Raw genomic sequence first — 15,676 nt, 5'->3', positions numbered from 1 at the left:
TACTGGGTCGCCCGGTCAAGCCGGGCGACGACACTGGTATTGAGGGCAGACAGCGTGCCTCGGCAGAATGTCACTCTCCCGCCTGGAGCTTCCGCGGAAACAACTCGCCCGGGTCTGTCGCCACCAGCCGCGGTCCCTCCGGCGCGTCGCTCTTGCTGAAATCGAGCTCCTCGATTCGTCCTGCGCGCTTTTCGATCTTGTCGGCGGAGATCAGGATCTGGCGGACGTCCTCGTTCGCATCGGAAAAATGTTTCTGTAGTTTGACCACGCGGTCGCGCAGGCGGCCGAGGTCGTCGCCGAGCTTGATCACTTCGGTCTGGATCTGGTCGGCCGCATCGCGCATGCGCGCGTCCTTCATGATCTGCTGCATCACCTGGATCGCCAGCATCAGCAGTGAGGGCGACACCAGCACGACGCGGGCGCGGTAGGCCTTCTGGATCACGTCGTCGAAGCCGTCGTGGATCTCGGCGTAGACCGATTCCGACGGCACGAACATCAGCGCCATCTCCTGGGTCTCGCCGGTAACGAGATATTTTTCGGCGATGTCGCTGACATGCTTCATCACGTCGCCGCGCAGCCGCTGCGTGGCGAGGCGCTTCTCCTCGTCGGTGCGGGCGTCGTGCAGCGCGGTCATCGCCTCCAGCGGGAATTTCGCGTCGATGCAGAGTGGGCGCTGGTCGGGCAGGAACACGACGCAGTCGGGCCGCTTGCCGGTCGAGAGCGTGAACTGGAACTCGTAGGAGCCTTTCGGAAGGCCATCCTGAACGATCGCCTCCATCCGCGCCTGGCCGAAGGCGCCGCGCGACTGCTTGTTGGCGAGCACGTCGCGCAAGGTCGTCACCTGCGTCGTCAGATCGGTGAGGTTCTTGTGGGCGCTGTCGATGATGCCGAGCCGCTCATGCAGCGCCCGCAGGCTCTCCATGGTGTTGCGAGTCGAGTGTTCCATGGACTGGCCGACCCGGTGGGTCACCGAATCCAGCCGCTCGTTGACCGCCCGCGCCATTTCGGCCTGACGGCCGGCCAGCGCCTGGGTCATGGCGTCGACCCGGCCTGAGGATTCGCTCTGGGCGCGGAGTACCTCGCTGAGGCGCTCCTCGAGCTCGTCGGCCCGGATCGCGTGCGCCATGGCGAGTTCCGCGCCGCGCCGCCCGGACCGCGAGATGACGATGGCGATCGCCACCAGCAGGACGAGCACGAGCGCACCAAAGCCGATCAGCGCGTGGATGGCGCGTACCGGCCAGTCACCGGCCAGGAAAATGATTTCGTTCATGCCGAACGTTCTATCCGATTCGCCGGGAGGCGCGAACGAATAGCGAACGGTTATGGTTGTCGGCCCCTTGATTTTTATGGTTAATAAAGCCTGAAGTTTTATGGTTAGCGGAGTGTTAACGGGTTCCGGGCCGCATTGACCGGCTGCAGGCAGCGGCTTAAATCGCGGCCATGGCCCTTAGAGAAATCATCATCCTGCCCGACAAGCAGCTGCGTCTGGTCTCCAAGCCGATCGAGAAGGTCACCTCGGAGATCCGCAAGCTTGCCGACGACATGTTCGAGACCATGTACGACGCGCCCGGCATCGGCCTGGCCGCGATCCAGGTCGCGCAGCCGCTGCGGCTGATCACCATGGACCTCGCCAAGCGCGACGAGAATGGCGAGACCAAGCCGCTTCCGCGCGTCTTCATCAACCCCGAGATCATCGCCTCGTCCGAGGAGCTGTCCACTTACGAGGAAGGCTGCCTCTCGATCCCCGAATATTACGAGGAGGTCGAGCGTCCCGCGAAGGTACGCGTGCGCTTCACCGATCTCGACGGCAAGGTGCACGAGGAGGACGCCGAAGGCCTCTACGCCACCTGCATCCAGCATGAGATCGACCATCTCAACGGCGTGCTGTTCGTCGATTATCTGTCGAAGCTCAAGCGCGACCGCGTGATCAAGAAGTTCGAGAAGGCCGCCAAGCGGGCGGAGTGAGTATGTTGTGAGCGACTGGCGTTGCCGCACGCTCTCCTGCGCTCCCTCCCCCCTTGCGGGGGAGGGCGGGGGAGAGGGGTAACCCCGGCGGTAGTCTAACCGGTGCATAGAATTGATCGGCGCTCAACCGAGTGAGCGCGTCGTGTGGCACCCCTCTCCCTAACCCTCCCCCGCAAGGGGGGAGGGAACATACCTGAGTCCTTGTCATGCCCCTTCGCCTGATCTTCATGGGCACGCCCGATTTCTCCGTGCCGACGCTGCTCGAGCTGGTCGCGCATGGCCACGAGATCGTCGCCGTCTACACCCGCGCGCCGAAGCCCGGCGGGCGGCGCGGCCTGCAATTGCAGCCGACCCCGGTCGAGGAGGCCGCGCGAAAACTCGGCGTGCCCGTGCTGACACCGAAGACGTTGAAGACCGAAGAAGCGCTGGAGGAGTTCCGCGCGTTCGATGCCGATGCCGCCGTCGTCGTCGCCTACGGCATGATCCTGCCGCAGGCGATCCTCGATGCGCCAAAACTCGGCTGCTACAATCTGCACGCTTCGCTGTTGCCGCGCTGGCGCGGCGCGGCGCCGATCAACCGCGCGATCATGGCTGATGATGCCGAGAGCGGCGTGATGGTGATGAAGATGGATGTCGGTCTCGACACTGGCGACGTCGCAATGGCCGAGCGGCTTGCCATCACCGACGGCATGACCGCGGCCGATCTGCATGATCGCCTGTCCCGGCTTGGCGCGGACCTGATGGTGCGGGCGATGGCCGCGCTTGCCCGCGGCGGGCTCCAGCTTAAAAAGCAGAGCGAGGACGGCGTCACCTACGCCGCCAAGATCGACAAGGCGGAGGCGCGGATCGACTGGGCCAAGCCGGCACGCGCGGTGCTGCGCCACATCCACGGCCTGTCGCCATTTCCAGGTGCCTGGACCGAGCTCGCGGAGGTCGGTGAAGGCGCGCGCGTCAAAATCCTGCGCTGCGAGCTGGCGAAGGGTTCGGGCACACCGGGCGAGGTAATCGACGATCAGCTCACCATCGCCTGCGGCGAGGGCGCGATCCGCGTCATCGAGCTGCAGCGCGAAGGCAAGGCCCGGATGCAGGCTACCGACTTTTTGCGTGGAGTGCCGTTGAAGCCGCCGATGCGGCTCGTCTGATGCCCCGTTACAAGCTCACCATCGAATATGACGGCGCGCCGTTCTTCGGCTGGCAGGTGCAGGAGACGCTGCCCTCGGTGCAGGGCGCGCTGGAGGCAGCCGTGAAGGCGATGACCGGCGCGGATCTGCGTGTGCATGGCGCGGGCCGCACCGATGCCGGCGTGCATGCGCGCGGCCAGGTCGCGCATGTCGATGTCGACAAGCAGTTTCCTCCGGGCCGTTTTCGCGACGGGTTGAATGCGCATCTGCGCCCGCATCCGATTGGGGTGTTGGAGGCCGAGATCGTGCCCGATACTTTCGAAGCGCGCTTCTCTGCCGTGAAGCGCCACTATCGCTACCGCGTGATCAACACGCGCGCCAATCTCGCCCTCGACATCGGCCATGCCTGGCGTGTGCCGCGCCGGCTCGATGCCGATGCGATGCATGCGGCGGCACAACGTCTGCTCGGCAAGCACGATTTCACCACCTTCCGCGACACCGAATGCCAGGCCAGGTCGCCCGAGAAGACACTCGATCAGCTCGACGTGACGCGCGAGGGTCGCGAGATCACCATTGTCACCTCGGCACGCTCGTTCCTGCACAGCCAGGTCCGCTCGATGGTGGGATCGCTGGTCTGGGTCGGAGACGGCCGCTGGACCGCGGACGATCTGTCCGCCGCACTCGCCGCGCGCAACCGCGCCGCGTGTGGCATCGTGGCGCCGCCGGACGGGCTGTATCTGATGAAGGTGGATTATTAAACGCGAGGCGCGCCCTCACGCTCCACTCACCGCTGGCATGCCCCGGCTTGACCGGGGCATCCAGTACGCCGCGGCTTCTCGGTTCAATCTCTGCTGTCTCTGGAATACTGGATCGCCCGGTCAAGCCGGGCGACGACAGCGGAATGTGAGGCCGCAGTCGCCCTACCCAAAATACCTTGTCAGAATCCCGCGATACACCTTCGTCAGCTTCTCCAGATCCGTCACTGGCACGCGCTCGTCGACCTGGTGCATGGTCTGGCCGACCAGGCCGAATTCGATCACCGGGCAATAGCTGGAGATGAAGCGCGCGTCCGAGGTGCCGCCCGAGGTCGACAGCTCCGGCTTGCGTCCCGTCACCTCCTCGATCGCGGCGACCGCGAGGTCGGTGAACGGGCCGGGCTTGGTCACGAACACGTTGGAGTTCGACGGGTCCCAGACGATGCGCGCGCGGATGCGGTTGCCGCAGGCTTTTGTCAGCCGCGTCTCGACCAGCTCGCGCAGGCTCGCCTGCGTGTGGTTGTCATTGTAGCGGATGTTGAATTTCGCGCGGGCCTCGCCGGGGATCACGTTGCTCGCCTTGTTGCCGACGTCCACTGACGTGAATTCGAGATTGGAGGCCTGGAACTGCGCGCTGCCATGGTCGAGCGGCTCGTCGGAGATCGCCACGATCAGGCGCGAAATATCCGGCACCGGATTGGAGGCGCGATGGGGATAGGCGACATGGCCCTGCACACCCTCGACAACGAGCGTGCCGGACTGTGAGCCGCGGCGGCCGACCTTGATGGTGTCGCCGAGCGTCTCGACATTGGAGGGCTCGCCAAGCACGCAATGGTCGAACTTCTCGCCGCGCTCCGCGGCCCATTTCAGGAGCTTGATGGTGCCGTTGATGGAGACGTCTTCCTCGTCGCCGGTGATCAGGAAGGAGATTGAGCCTTTTCCATCGGCGCGCGGCTTGCCGCCATGGGCGGCGAGATGCTCCAGGACAGCTGCGACCGAGCAGGCGATGCCGCCCTTCATGTCGACCGCGCCGCGGCCGTGCAGGACCCCGTCCCTCACCTCGCCGGAGAACGCGCCGACGCTCCAGGCGCTCTCGTCGCCTGGCGGCACCACGTCGGTGTGCCCGGCAAAGGCGATGTGCGGCCCCTCGCTGCCGATCCGTGCATAGAGATTGTCGACGTCGGCGGTGCCTTCCTCGCTGAACGTTATGCGGTGACAAGTGAAGCCGGCGGCGGAGAGGTTTTTTTCGAGCACCCCGAGCGCACCGGCATCTTCAGGGGTTACCGAGGGGCAGCGGATGAGATCGCGGGCAATGGAGAGAGCATCGGTCATGCGTCCCGCTTAACATGCATGCCGCCGGGTGGGCTAGCACGGGGCGGAACAAATTCGATCTCGCGGCTCTGGTCCCAGCCTTTGGCAGGGGGCGTGGCGGAGCTGTCCTCGATCTCAGCGAGCGGATCGGGGCCGAACCGGTTGTGGCCGATAGTGCCGGCGATGCAGAACATCTCGACCAAGCCCCACAGCCACAGGCCGGAGGCGGTCAGGCCGAACGGAAGCATCCAGCTGGAGTCAGGAAGCAGGTCCGAGAACTGGCCGAACAGGCAGGGTGCGACAAAGAACGGAACGATCCACCAGCCGCTCCGGTCCCGGTCGTGCAGCCGCTTGATGGCCGTCGCGAGGAAAATCCATGAGAACAGCGCCAGGCCGGACGATTTCAGGATCAGATCCGTGCGGTCGACGGACGCCAGCGAGCGATAGGCCCGGGGATCGACCAGGTTGAAGAGGTCGCCGAGGCCGAAGTCGAAATCGAGCTCAATGCCGGGCTTCAAGGTGGATCTGGTCCCTCCAATGATTCCGATGACTTGACTGGCGATCTCCAGCAGGCCCGCCAGCACCGCGACGATCAGCAGCGCCTGCCACAGCAGCGCCCGGTTGATGCGGCCGTCGAAGCGGAAGAAATACCAGGTCCAGTCCATGCGAACCGCTCCAGGCGGGAGAGGCCACCCGGAGAGTTGGTCGCGATGGGAGGAGGGTGGGTTCGATTCAGGGACGAATGCAAAATTGCGAGTGGCGAATAGGGTGCGGACCCATTCGCCAACCCGCCATTCGCTATTCGCCTGACATCAATCCCGCAGCAGCTCGTTGATGCTGGTCTTGGACCGTGTGCGCTCGTCGACGCGCTTGACGATCACCGCGCACGCGGTGCTGGGGCCGATCTGGCCGTTCTTCATCGGCTTGCCGGGCAGCGCGCCGGGCACCACCACTGAATATTCGGGCACTTCGCCCATGAAGACCTCGCCGGTCTCGCGGTCGACGATCTTGGTCGAGGCGCCCAGGAACACGCCCATCGCCAGCACCGCGCCCTTGCGCACGATCACGCCTTCGGCGACCTCGCTGCGCGCGCCGATGAAGCAATCGTCCTCGATGATGACGGGCTCGGCCTGCAGCGGCTCGAGCACCCCGCCGATGCCGGCGCCGCCGGAGATGTGCACGCGCTTGCCGATCTGCGCGCAGGAGCCCACGGTCGCCCAGGTGTCGACCATGGTGCTCTCATCGACATAGGCGCCGAGATTGACGAAGGACGGCATCAGCACGACGTTCTTGGCGATGAAGGCCGAGCGGCGCACGATCGAGCCGGGCACGGCCCGGAAACCAGCATCGCGAAAACGGTTCTCGCCCCAGCCCTCGAACTTCGAGGGCACCTTGTCCCACCAGGTCGCCTTGCCGGATCCGCCGGGAATGACAGCCATGTCGTTGAGGCGGAACGACAGCAGCACCGCCTTCTTCAGCCATTGGTTGACCTTCCACTTGCCGTCAGCGCCGCGCTCGGCAACGCGCGCTTCGCCCTTGTCCAGGATCTCCAGCGACTGGTCCACGGCCTCGCGCACCTCGCCCTTGGTCGAGATCGAGATGCCGTCACGCGCGTCGAAGGCGCTGTTGATGGTAGATTCGAGGGCGGACAGGGACATCGGGATTTCCTCTGGGGCAACGTGGTTTCGCGTGAATTGGAGCGCTTTTTCGGGATTTGGCGGGGAGGAGTCAAGGCAAACTCCACCGTCGTCCCGGGCTCGCTCCGCGCCCCGGGACGACGGCGGCTATCGTGGCGACACCCGTGCCAAAAACCCGCTCAGATCATCCGTGACGTGGTCGACATGGGCGGCGTCCCGGCCCTCCAGTTCCCAATCCTCTCGCACCACCTCTTTCGTCCCGTCCGGCACCACCAGCACGGTGGTCATGCCGAGCAGGTGCGGGACGGTGAGGTTGCGGGCGAGGTCCTCGAACATGGCGGCGCGCGTCGGATCGACCGCGTGGTCGGAGAGGAATTTTTGATAGGTCTGCGCCGCCGGCTTCGGCTCGAACCCGGCGGCGATGATGTCGAACACGCCGTCGAAATGGCTGGCGAAGCCGAGCCGCGCCAGCACCGCATCGACATGGTCGACCGAGCCGTTGGTCAGGATCAGTTTTCGTCCCGGCAGTCTTGCGATGGCCGCGCCGAGCGCCGGGTTCGGCTCCAGCGGCGAGTGGTCGATCTTGTGGACGTAGGCGAGATAGTCGTCGGCGGAAACGCCATGCAGGGTCATCATGCCGCGCATCGTGGTGCCGAAGCGGCGATAATAGTCCTTCTGAATAGCCCGCGCTTCCTCCGGGCCGACGTTCAGCCAGTTGCAGACGAACTCCCCGATCCGCGCATCGACCTGCTGCCACAGATTGACGTGATGCGGATAGAGCGTGTTGTCGAGATCGAACACCCAGGTGTCGACGTGATCGAAGGTGCGGGGGGAGGCCATTTCAACAAACTCTCAGTTCGTCGTCCCGGACAAGCGCAGCGAAGCGGAGCGCCGATCCGGGACCCATAACCACGGGAAGCAATCGTTTGCGGATCGTGGTGACATCTCGCTCCACAACAGCGGCCTGTGGCTATGGGTCCCCGCCTTCGCGGGGACGACAGCGGAGCTTGTAGTCGCTTGCATGCTAATCATGACGCCAATCTCACGGCACCGCGAACCGCAGCGTCTTGCCGCCGCTCGACATGTCGACCGCGCCGAAGCCCGTTGCCGAAAATCCGCGCGCGCCGCAATCGGTCTGCTCATTGGTCTCGAACTTGGTCTCGCGCGTGCACAGCGGCCTGTCGCCGCCCCAGTTCAGCAGCCTGTCCTTCAGCTTGACGGCGCGGTTGTCGGCGTCGACGGCTTCCGCGAAGCTGAAGATCTGTTTCGGCTGGCCGGTCACATCGGGGTGCAGGCACGTCCTGGGATCGATGCGATACCAGCCGCGGCTGGTCACGGACTTGCCGTCGTCGGTCGCGATCGCCGCCATCACCTTGTGCGGCGTGTCGTTGCACCAGGTGAGGCCGGTCGCAGACGGCGTCTGCACCGCATCGACCATGGTCTTGAAGAAGTTTTGCGAGCCCACGATGTCCGCCGATAAGCCGCGGCTTTTCAGGAACGCGGCCAGCGCGCCTTGCGTCTTCGGCCCGTCGACGCCGTCGATCGGCGCGGCGTCGTAGCCCGCGATCACCAGCAGGCGCTGGATGCCGGCGAGGCGGGCCTGCTCGTCGTCATATTCGGAATCCTCGGCGAGATAGGCGGTGAGGTTGCCGTCCGCTGCTTGCGTCGGCGTCACTTGCGTGAACGCGACCTGCGTCTGGCCGCTGCGGCACTGCCGTGCCGCCGCGATGACGAAATTGTCCTGCGCCACGCACAGCATGTCGCGGCCGTTCTGCGGGATCGGCGAGGCGCCATAGACGCCGAGCGCGCGGGCGTGGAGCAGGATGCGGTCGGCCGTCAGCGTGCCCTGCACCATCACACGGCAGGTGGCGGGATCGATCCTGAACCAGCCCCGCGTTGCGGTCGCCGCCTTGTCGTCGATGCCGATCGCGGCTTCGACCACATAGGACATGCGGTTGCAGATCTTGAGGTCGGCGACGGCCGGAGCGGAGGAGAAGAAGAACGAGACGGCCGCGGCCGGCAGCGTCATCAGGAAGCGGGTGAGGGGGGAGCGGCGGCGTTGCTTCGCTCTCGATCCGTCAAGCCCGGGCAAAAGCGCGGAGCGCATCTGGACGGACGAGTCCCGGGCATCCACGTTCCTGGTGCGGGCCGAAAGATCGTGGATGGCCGGGACAAGCCCGGCCATGACGGCTTTCGTTTTTTGCTTCCGCATCACTTGTGGATCAGCGTGCCCGTGCCCTGGTTGGTGAAGAGCTCGAGCAGCACCGCGTGCTGCATCTTGCCGTCGATGATGACGACGCCTTCGACGCCCTGCTCCAGTGCGTAGATGCAGGTCTCGACCTTCGGGATCATGCCGCCGGAGATGGTGCCGTCGGCGATCAGTTTTCGTGCGTCCTTCACCGAGAGCTGCGGGATCAGCTTCTTCGACTTGTCGAGCACGCCGGGCACGTCGGTGAGCAGCAACAGGCGCTTGGCCTTCAGCGCACCGGCGACGGCCCCTGCAAAGGTGTCGGCGTTGACGTTCAGGGTCTGGCCTTCCTTGGAGGTCGCGAGCGGCGCCAGCACCGGAATCAGCTCGTAGCCGATCAGCTGGTTGAGCAGCGTGAGGTCGACCTTCTCGGGATCGCCGACGAAGCCGAGATCGATCGCCTTCTCGATGTTCGAGCCGGGATCGATGATGGTGCGCGTCGTCTTCGACGCCTTCACCATGTTGCCGTCCTTACCCGACAGCCCCACGGCCTTGCCGCCGGCTTCGTTGATGTAGCCGACGATCTGCTTGTTGACGGAGCCGGCCAGCACCATCTCGACGATCTCGATGGTCGCGGCGTCGGTGATGCGGAGGCCGGCAGCGAATTCCGATTGAATGCCGAGGCGCTTGAGCATGGTCGCGATCTGCGGCCCGCCGCCATGCACCACGACGGGATTGATCGCGGTCTGCTCGAGCAGCACGATGTCGCGGGCAAAATTCTTCGCGGTCTCCTCGTCGCCCATGGCATGGCCGCCATATTTGATGACGATGGTTTCCTCGTCGTACTGCTGCATGTGCGGCAGCGCTTCCGACAGGATGCGGGCCTGGTCGAGCGGGGAGATGTCGGTCATGTCGCGGTCTCGCTGGCGGGACGGTCGGTGCGCGTTCTATCCGATTGGCGGGGGCAGCGCAAAGTGGTCTTCGTGCCCCGGACGCAGCGCAGCGCTTCTTCAGCGGTGCGCTGCAGAGCCGGGGCCCATGTGGCCGCTGGCTCCCGGCTCTGCGGAGCGTCCATAGCGCGTCACAGACGCGCGTAACCGCGCTTTAGGTGCCGCACCGCGTCCGGGACACGAGCGCTACTTCTGCGCCACCACCGCCGCCAACGTCACCGCAAGCCAGCCCGCAATCATCACCATTCCGCCGGTCGGCGCCGCCATCGGAAACAGCGAGTGCCCGGCATATTGCCGCAAGCTGAGGTCGCCGGCGAACAGCACGGCGCCGATCGCGAAGCCGGATGCACCAACGAGGCCAATTCCGCCGTGCAGAAGGCCGCGCGCGAGCAGGGCGACGGCCGCAAGTATGGCAGTTGCATGAAACAGCAGCATCGCGCTCGCCGATGCCAGCCGGCTCGCATCGCCGCCATGCGCCGAGGCGGCGGCCAGTGCGACGCCGGCGGCGCCCATCAAGCCGGCAAGCCCGATCAACAGGCGGTGCGCCGCCGTCACGAGGCCCGCTCCTCCAGCAGCTTCGCCATTGCCGCGCGCAAGCTCTCCATGCCAGTCGAGCTGCGTGACGACGTCGCGAGCACGTTCGGGAACGCGGCGGGATGCTTGGCCAGTGCGGCCTCCGTTTCGGCGATGCGCGACTGCAGTTCGGCGGCCTTCACCTGGTCGGTCTTGGTCAGCACGATCTGATAGCTGACCGCGGAGCGGTCGAGCGTCTTCAGGACTTCGAGATCGACGTCCTTGATGCCGTGCCGCGCGTCGATCAGCACGTAGACGCGCGCCAGTGAGGCACGTCCCAGCAGGAATTTGTGGATCAGCTCGGTCCAGGACGCGACCTGGCTCTTGGGGGCCTTGGCATAGCCGTAGCCGGGCATGTCGACGAGGCGCAGGTCGGTCTTCCCCGGGACCTCGAAGAAGATCAGCTCCTGGGTGCGGCCAGGCGTATGCGAGGTGCGCGCGAGCGCGTTGCGGCCAGTGAGCGCGTTGATCAGGCTCGACTTGCCGACATTGGAGCGTCCGGCAAAGGCGACCTCCAGCCCCGCCATCGGCGGCAGCGTCTGGATCGAGGGCGAGGCCCAGATGAACTGCCAGTCGCGGGCGAACAGCTTGCGCCCGGCCTCGATCAGCTTCGCATCCTTGTCGTCGTTCTTCTCGTTCATGAGAAGGACCTATCCTCTCGTCGTGGCCGGGCAAAAGCGCGAAGCGCGGCTTTCAACCAAATGTCCCGGCCATCCACGTCTTGTTACTGGGCGAGCTTCCAAAACGTGGATGCCCGGGACAAGCCCGGGCATGACGATGTGGAGGCATTTGCGCCCGCATAACCGGGCACGCTCGTGTGAAACTACGTCGCCTTCTTCGCGAAGGTCGCCTTGAGATTGTCGAACAGCTCCACCTTCACGCCATTGCGACGCATGATGTAGCTCTGCTGGATCACCGACAGCAGATTGTTCCAGGCCCAGTAGATCACGAGACCCGCCGGGAAGCCCGCCAGCATGAAGGTGAAGATCAGCGGCATCCAGTTGAAGATCATCTGCTGCGTCGGATCCGGCGGCGTCGGGTTCAGCTTCATCTGGAACCACATCGTGATGCCCATGATGATCGGCCAGATGCCGAGCGCGAGGTAATAGCCGAAAACCGGAATCGTGGTCGGATCGAACGGGAGCAGCCCGAACAGGTTGAACAGATTAGTCGGATCGGGCGCCGAGAGATCCTTGATCCAGCCGTAGAACGGTGCGTGCCGCATCTCGATTGTGACGAACAGGACCTTGTAGAGCGCGAAGAATACCGGGATCTGGATCAGCACGGGAAGACAGCCGGCGACCGGGTTGATCTTCTCCTTGCGGTAGATCTCCATCATCTCCTGCTGCTGCTTCACCTTGTCGTCGGGATAACGCTCCTTCAGCGCCATCAGCTGCGGCTGGATCGACTTCATCTTCGCCATCGAGGCGTAGGACTTGTTCGCCAGTGGGAAGAACAACAGCTTCACGATCACCGTCACGAGCAGGATCGAGATGCCGAAATTGCCGAAGAAGCGGAAGAAGAAGTCGAGGCCGAGGAACATCGGCTTGGTGAGGAAGTAGAACCAGCCCCAGTCGATCAGCAGGTCGAACTGGTTGAGGCCGAGCTCCTTGTTGTAGCCGCCGAGGCCTGCGAGCGGGAAATTGATGCCGACCACGCCGGCTTCCTTGGCGCCTGCAAACAGCCGCGCGTGCGCCGTCGCGGTGCCGCCGATCGCGACGGTGACAGGATCGAGCAGGTAGTCGGTCTGGTAGGTATGGACCTTCCCGACCGGGTTCGACGAGAAACGCGCCTGGAGCTGGGCATTGGTGTCCGGCAGCAGCGCGGAAGCCCAGTATTTGTCGGTGATGCCGAGCCAGCCATTGGTGGCCTTGAAGTTCACCTGCTTGGCTTCGTCGATCTTGCTGTAGGCGTATTCTTGCAGCCTGTGTTCGCCGAGATAGCCGATCAGGCCCTCATGCAGGATGTAATAGCCCGAGACATGCGGCGCGCCATGGCGCGAGATCAGCGCGAACGGATAGAGCGTGACGGGCGCGTTGCCGACATTGCTCACCTCGTCCTTGAGGGTGAAGAGATAATGGTCGTCGACGGCGATGGTGCGGCGGAAGGTCAGGCCGTCGCCATTGTCCCATTTCAGCAGCACGGGCGTCGACGGCGTCAGGCTGCCGCCGCCCTCCTGCTGCCAGACGGTCTGGGCGTCCGGCATCTTCGCCGTCACGCCGGTCGCCGCCACCCAGCCGAACTCGGCGTAATAGGGCTCCGCCGTGCCCGAGGGCGAATAAAGGACGATCGGCGGCGATTTCGGATCGACCGTCTCGCGATATTGCACCAGCGCGATGTCGTCGATGCGGCCGCCCTTCAGTGAGATGCTGCCGACGATGCGCGGCGTCTCGATCTTCACGCGCGGGCTGGCTGCAATCGCGGCGTCGCGGGACACGACCGGCTGGACCTGGGTCACCGCCGGCGTCGACGGCTGGGCCGCGCCAGGCTGCGGCGCGGCGCCCGGCGTCGCAGACGCGCTCGGCTGCGGCGTGCCCTTCTGGAGCTCGGTCTGAGCCTGCTGGGCGCGCTGCTTCTCCATCTGCGGCACATTGTAGAAATATTGCCAGGCGATCAGCACCAGGCCGGAGAGAATGACGGCGAGGATGGTATTGCGATTGTCGGTCATCACTATTGTCTCGCCATCAATCCGGTTTGCGGCTGGTCGCTGCGGCGTGACCTGGCCTCTGGCCGCGCGCTTTGGCCGTATGCCGCGCGGGCTTCGTGAACGCTATGCGCAGATCGTCGAGCATGGTGGCAAAGGGGCGCGAGAGCGCGTCCCTTCTGCCGACCAGCACATAATCATGATGGGGCTGCATCGACACCGGATCGAGCCGCTTCACCAGTTCGCGAAGCCGGCGCCGGATGCGATTGCGCTCGGGGGCGTTGCCGTTCTTTTTGGTAACGGTGAAGCCGATCCGGATCGGGCCGCCGTCATCGCGGAGGCGGCTTTGCAGGACGAACGCGGGACTGTTCACCCGCGCGCCATTGGCAACGGCGAGGAAATCCGCCCGCTGCCTCAGCCGATCCATGATGAAATCCCGAAAAGGGGGTCCGGCTCAGGCGCTCAGACGCTTGCGGCCGCGGGCGCGGCGGGCGGCGAGAACCTTGCGGCCGCCGGCAGTGGCGAGACGAGCACGGAAGCCGTGACGGCGCTTGCGCACCAGTTTGCTGGGTTGATAAGTCCGCTTCACGGGTTTTTCTCCGCTGACCGGGCAATTTGCCTGTAGAATTGAAGGTAAAGTCCGGAAGATGCGGCCCAAAACGGGCCGTTTCCGGCCCCAAGAGAGCCGCTCCCGGCGTCGCACCGGGTCATCGCGGACAATTTGCGCGGCTTATAAGCGAGCGCCTTGTTTTCGTCAACGCCGCACAAGCGCACGTTTCCGGTGAATATCGCTGGTTGCGCGGGGTTTTTAACCCTTGAGGTAGCGACTCGCGATATCAGCGCTTACATCCCACCTTGGCAGATTAGCGATCCGTAATTTGACCCGACCGGGGGTCGGGCCGCATCTTCATACCGCCAATCCTTCACCCGCCAAAGGCAGCAAGGGCGAAATCCGTGGCAGCGACAGACCTCCAGCCGATCCAGGATCAGGATCAGCCGGACCCGCCGGCGATACGTCCCCGCGGGACGCGCGGGCTTGGGCTGTCGGGCAAACTGCTGCTGCTCACCATTCCTCTGGTGATGATCGCGGCCATCCTGCTCTACGTGCCTGCCATTGCCAATTTCTGGGTCAACCGGCTGAACGACCGCGTCGCGGCGGCCAACACCGCGGCGCTGGTGCTGGATGCGGCGCCGCTCGGCATGGTTCCCGATTCGCTGTCGCGCCAGATCCTGAAAAGCATCAATGCCCGCGCCGTCGCCATCAAGATGGGCCAGCAGCGCCGGCTGCTCGCCAGCGACAACATTCCGGCCACGATCGAGCACGACCTCGACCTGCGCGACATGACCGCGTGGGAGGCGATCACCGGCTCGTTCCGGATGATGCTGGAGACCGGCAACCAGGCCATCCGCATCGTCGGGCCGGGCGTCGGCAATGCCCAGTTCATCGAGATCGTGACCGACGAGCTGCCGCTGCGGCAGCAGATGTACCGCTTCTCCCGCAACCTCGTGGTGGTCGCGCTGATCATCGCGGCGCTGACTGCCGGCCTCGTCTATCTCGCGCTTCATTATCTCTTCGTGCGCCCGATGCGGCGGCTGACCGCGAGCCTGGTCGGCTTCCACGAGAACCCTGAAAGCTCCGCGCGCATCATCGTGCCGAGCCAGCGCAGCGACGAGATCGGGGTCGCCGAGCGCGAATTGTCGGACATGCAGCGCGATTTGATGTCGATGCTGAATCAAAAGAGCCGGCTCGCCGCCCTTGGCCTTGCCGTCTCCAAGATCAACCACGATCTGCGCAATCTGCTGGCCTCGGCCCAGCTCCTGTCGGATCAGCTCGCCAGCGTGCCGGATCCGCGGGTGCAGCGCTTTGCGCCCAAGCTCGTGCGCTCGCTCGAGCGCGCCATCGCCTTCTGCCAGTCGACATTGTCTTACGGCCGCGCCCAGGAGGCGGCGCCGGATCGCCGCATGATCCTGATCGAGCCCGTGGTGCTGGAGGTGCGCGAGACCGCGGGCCTCGCCTCCGATGCCTCGATCGCCTGGGTCGCTGCGATCGAGCGCGGGCTTGCGATCGATGCCGATCCCGATCAGCTGTTCCGGGTGCTGCTCAATCTCGTGCGCAATGCCGCCCAGGCTTTGGAGAGCCATTCCTCCGGCGAGGGTGGCCCGCAGCAGATCCGGATCACCGGAAAGCGCGAGGGCGCCGTGGCGATCATCGAAGTGTCCGACACCGGTCCCGGCGTGCCCCCGAAGACCCGGGAGCACCTGTTCGAGGCGTTCCAGACCTCCGGCCGCCCTGGCGGCAGCGGCCTTGGCCTCGCCATCGCGGCCGAGCTGGTCCGCGCCCATGGCGGCGACATTCATCTGGTCGAAGGCACCATCGGCGCCACCTTCCGCATCGTCATCCCCGACCGCCCCGTGGAACTGCTCTCCATCCGCAACGAGCGGCAGAGGGCGTAAGTCGGCCATGGGCCGAGTTGGCGATTTTTGCGCGCGGCCGTGCACAGCCATCTAACCCGTCATTCCCGGGCGCGACGA

At 65.1% G+C, this 15,676-nt stretch carries 16 protein-coding genes; 4 read left to right on the top strand and 12 right to left on the bottom strand.

The window, feature by feature from the left end; genetic code table 11:
* Nucleotides 1-70 precede the first annotated feature (70 nt).
* Nucleotides 71-1,270, bottom strand: coding sequence for a DNA recombination protein RmuC (locus RX330_RS34040; RefSeq protein ID WP_317241411.1), 1,200 nt, complete (start codon nt 1,268-1,270; stop codon nt 71-73).
* Between the two features lie 170 nt (nt 1,271-1,440).
* Here RX330_RS34040 and def point away from each other — a divergent pair, with 170 nt between their 5' ends.
* The 3 genes from def (at nt 1,441) to truA (ending at nt 3,844) form a co-directional block, all read left to right on the top strand.
* Nucleotides 1,441-1,965: a peptide deformylase gene (def, locus tag RX330_RS34035; RefSeq protein ID WP_212084262.1), complete on the top strand. Its 525-nt coding sequence runs from the start codon at nt 1,441-1,443 to the stop codon at nt 1,963-1,965.
* Nucleotides 1,966-2,171: 206 nt separating this feature from the next.
* Nucleotides 2,172-3,107, top strand: coding sequence for a methionyl-tRNA formyltransferase (gene fmt, locus RX330_RS34030; RefSeq protein ID WP_317241410.1), 936 nt, complete (start codon nt 2,172-2,174; stop codon nt 3,105-3,107).
* The gene (gene truA / locus RX330_RS34025) at nt 3,107-3,844 is read left to right on the top strand and encodes a tRNA pseudouridine(38-40) synthase TruA (RefSeq protein ID WP_317241409.1); all 738 of its coding nucleotides are present in this window, start codon (nt 3,107-3,109) and stop codon (nt 3,842-3,844) included. The genes fmt and truA overlap by 1 nt, the downstream gene beginning before the upstream one ends.
* Before the next feature lie 162 nt (nt 3,845-4,006).
* Here truA and dapE read toward each other — a convergent pair whose 3' ends face one another.
* From dapE to rpmH, 11 genes are all read right to left on the bottom strand, one after another.
* Nucleotides 4,007-5,173 carry a succinyl-diaminopimelate desuccinylase gene (gene dapE / locus RX330_RS34020; protein ID WP_317241408.1) on the bottom strand — a complete coding sequence of 389 codons (1,167 nt, stop codon included), beginning with the start codon at nt 5,171-5,173 and terminating at the stop codon, nt 4,007-4,009.
* The gene (locus RX330_RS34015; protein ID WP_317241407.1) at nt 5,170-5,817 is read right to left on the bottom strand and encodes a DUF805 domain-containing protein; all 648 of its coding nucleotides are present in this window, start codon (nt 5,815-5,817) and stop codon (nt 5,170-5,172) included. The genes dapE and RX330_RS34015 overlap by 4 nt, the downstream gene beginning before the upstream one ends.
* Before the next feature lie 147 nt (nt 5,818-5,964).
* Entirely contained in the window at nt 5,965-6,810 is an 846-nt protein-coding gene (dapD, locus tag RX330_RS34010) for a 2,3,4,5-tetrahydropyridine-2,6-dicarboxylate N-succinyltransferase (RefSeq protein ID WP_317241406.1), read from the bottom strand.
* A gap of 126 nt (nt 6,811-6,936) precedes the next feature.
* Entirely contained in the window at nt 6,937-7,629 is a 693-nt protein-coding gene (locus RX330_RS34005; protein WP_317241405.1) for a pyrimidine 5'-nucleotidase, read from the bottom strand.
* 202 nt (nt 7,630-7,831) lie between these two features.
* A complete protein-coding gene (locus RX330_RS34000; RefSeq protein ID WP_317244025.1) occupies nt 7,832-8,818 on the bottom strand; it encodes a DUF1036 domain-containing protein in 987 nt (328 codons plus the stop codon).
* Between the two features lie 182 nt (nt 8,819-9,000).
* Nucleotides 9,001-9,888: an acetylglutamate kinase gene (argB, locus tag RX330_RS33995; protein WP_128919182.1), complete on the bottom strand. Its 888-nt coding sequence runs from the start codon at nt 9,886-9,888 to the stop codon at nt 9,001-9,003.
* A gap of 225 nt (nt 9,889-10,113) precedes the next feature.
* Complete coding sequence (locus tag RX330_RS33990; protein WP_317241404.1) at nt 10,114-10,482, bottom strand: DUF423 domain-containing protein; 369 nt, start codon at nt 10,480-10,482, stop codon at nt 10,114-10,116.
* The gene (yihA, locus tag RX330_RS33985; RefSeq protein ID WP_212084301.1) at nt 10,479-11,141 is read right to left on the bottom strand and encodes a ribosome biogenesis GTP-binding protein YihA/YsxC; all 663 of its coding nucleotides are present in this window, start codon (nt 11,139-11,141) and stop codon (nt 10,479-10,481) included. Before yihA ends, RX330_RS33990 begins: the two co-directional genes overlap by 4 nt.
* Nucleotides 11,142-11,323: 182 nt before the next feature.
* Nucleotides 11,324-13,168, bottom strand: a complete 1,845-nt coding sequence (gene yidC, locus RX330_RS33980; RefSeq protein WP_317241403.1) for a membrane protein insertase YidC — start codon at nt 13,166-13,168, stop codon at nt 11,324-11,326.
* 16 nt (nt 13,169-13,184) lie between these two features.
* Nucleotides 13,185-13,571, bottom strand: a complete 387-nt coding sequence (gene rnpA / locus RX330_RS33975) for a ribonuclease P protein component (RefSeq protein ID WP_212084305.1) — start codon at nt 13,569-13,571, stop codon at nt 13,185-13,187.
* A 27-nt stretch (nt 13,572-13,598) separates the two neighbouring features.
* On the bottom strand, nt 13,599-13,733 hold the full coding sequence (rpmH, locus tag RX330_RS33970; RefSeq protein WP_008542748.1) for a 50S ribosomal protein L34: 135 nt from the start codon (nt 13,731-13,733) through the stop codon (nt 13,599-13,601).
* A 365-nt stretch (nt 13,734-14,098) separates the two neighbouring features.
* On the opposite strand from rpmH, the gene RX330_RS33965 reads away from it, so the two are divergent.
* Entirely contained in the window at nt 14,099-15,598 is a 1,500-nt protein-coding gene (locus tag RX330_RS33965; RefSeq protein ID WP_212084308.1) for a sensor histidine kinase, read from the top strand.
* Nucleotides 15,599-15,676 lie beyond the last annotated feature (78 nt).

This window comes from Bradyrhizobium sp. NDS-1 (assembly GCF_032918005.1).
In the GTDB taxonomy this organism is placed as follows: Bacteria; Pseudomonadota; Alphaproteobacteria; order Rhizobiales; family Xanthobacteraceae; genus Bradyrhizobium; species Bradyrhizobium tunisiense.
This window is presented reverse-complemented; position numbering and strand designations above follow the sequence as displayed.

Bases quoted from the DNA above. Each gene is read 5' to 3' on its own strand.
- RX330_RS34005 (WP_317241405.1), bottom strand. From the start codon at position 7,629: ATGGCCTCCCCCCGCACCTTCGATCACGTCGACACCTGGGTGTTCGAT.
- yidC (WP_317241403.1), bottom strand. From the start codon at position 13,168: ATGACCGACAATCGCAATACCATCCTCGCCGTCATTCTCTCCGGCCTG.
- argB (WP_128919182.1), bottom strand. From the start codon at position 9,888: ATGACCGACATCTCCCCGCTCGACCAGGCCCGCATCCTGTCGGAAGCG.
- RX330_RS34040 (WP_317241411.1), bottom strand. From the start codon at position 1,270: ATGAACGAAATCATTTTCCTGGCCGGTGACTGGCCGGTACGCGCCATC.
- dapD (WP_317241406.1), bottom strand. From the start codon at position 6,810: ATGTCCCTGTCCGCCCTCGAATCTACCATCAACAGCGCCTTCGACGCG.
- yihA (WP_212084301.1), bottom strand. From the start codon at position 11,141: ATGAACGAGAAGAACGACGACAAGGATGCGAAGCTGATCGAGGCCGGG.
- truA (WP_317241409.1), top strand. From the start codon at position 3,107: ATGCCCCGTTACAAGCTCACCATCGAATATGACGGCGCGCCGTTCTTC.
- dapE (WP_317241408.1), bottom strand. From the start codon at position 5,173: ATGACCGATGCTCTCTCCATTGCCCGCGATCTCATCCGCTGCCCCTCG.
- def (WP_212084262.1), top strand. From the start codon at position 1,441: ATGGCCCTTAGAGAAATCATCATCCTGCCCGACAAGCAGCTGCGTCTG.
- fmt (WP_317241410.1), top strand. From the start codon at position 2,172: ATGCCCCTTCGCCTGATCTTCATGGGCACGCCCGATTTCTCCGTGCCG.
- rnpA (WP_212084305.1), bottom strand. From the start codon at position 13,571: ATGGATCGGCTGAGGCAGCGGGCGGATTTCCTCGCCGTTGCCAATGGC.
- RX330_RS34015 (WP_317241407.1), bottom strand. From the start codon at position 5,817: ATGGACTGGACCTGGTATTTCTTCCGCTTCGACGGCCGCATCAACCGG.
- RX330_RS34000 (WP_317244025.1), bottom strand. From the start codon at position 8,818: ATGACGCTGCCGGCCGCGGCCGTCTCGTTCTTCTTCTCCTCCGCTCCG.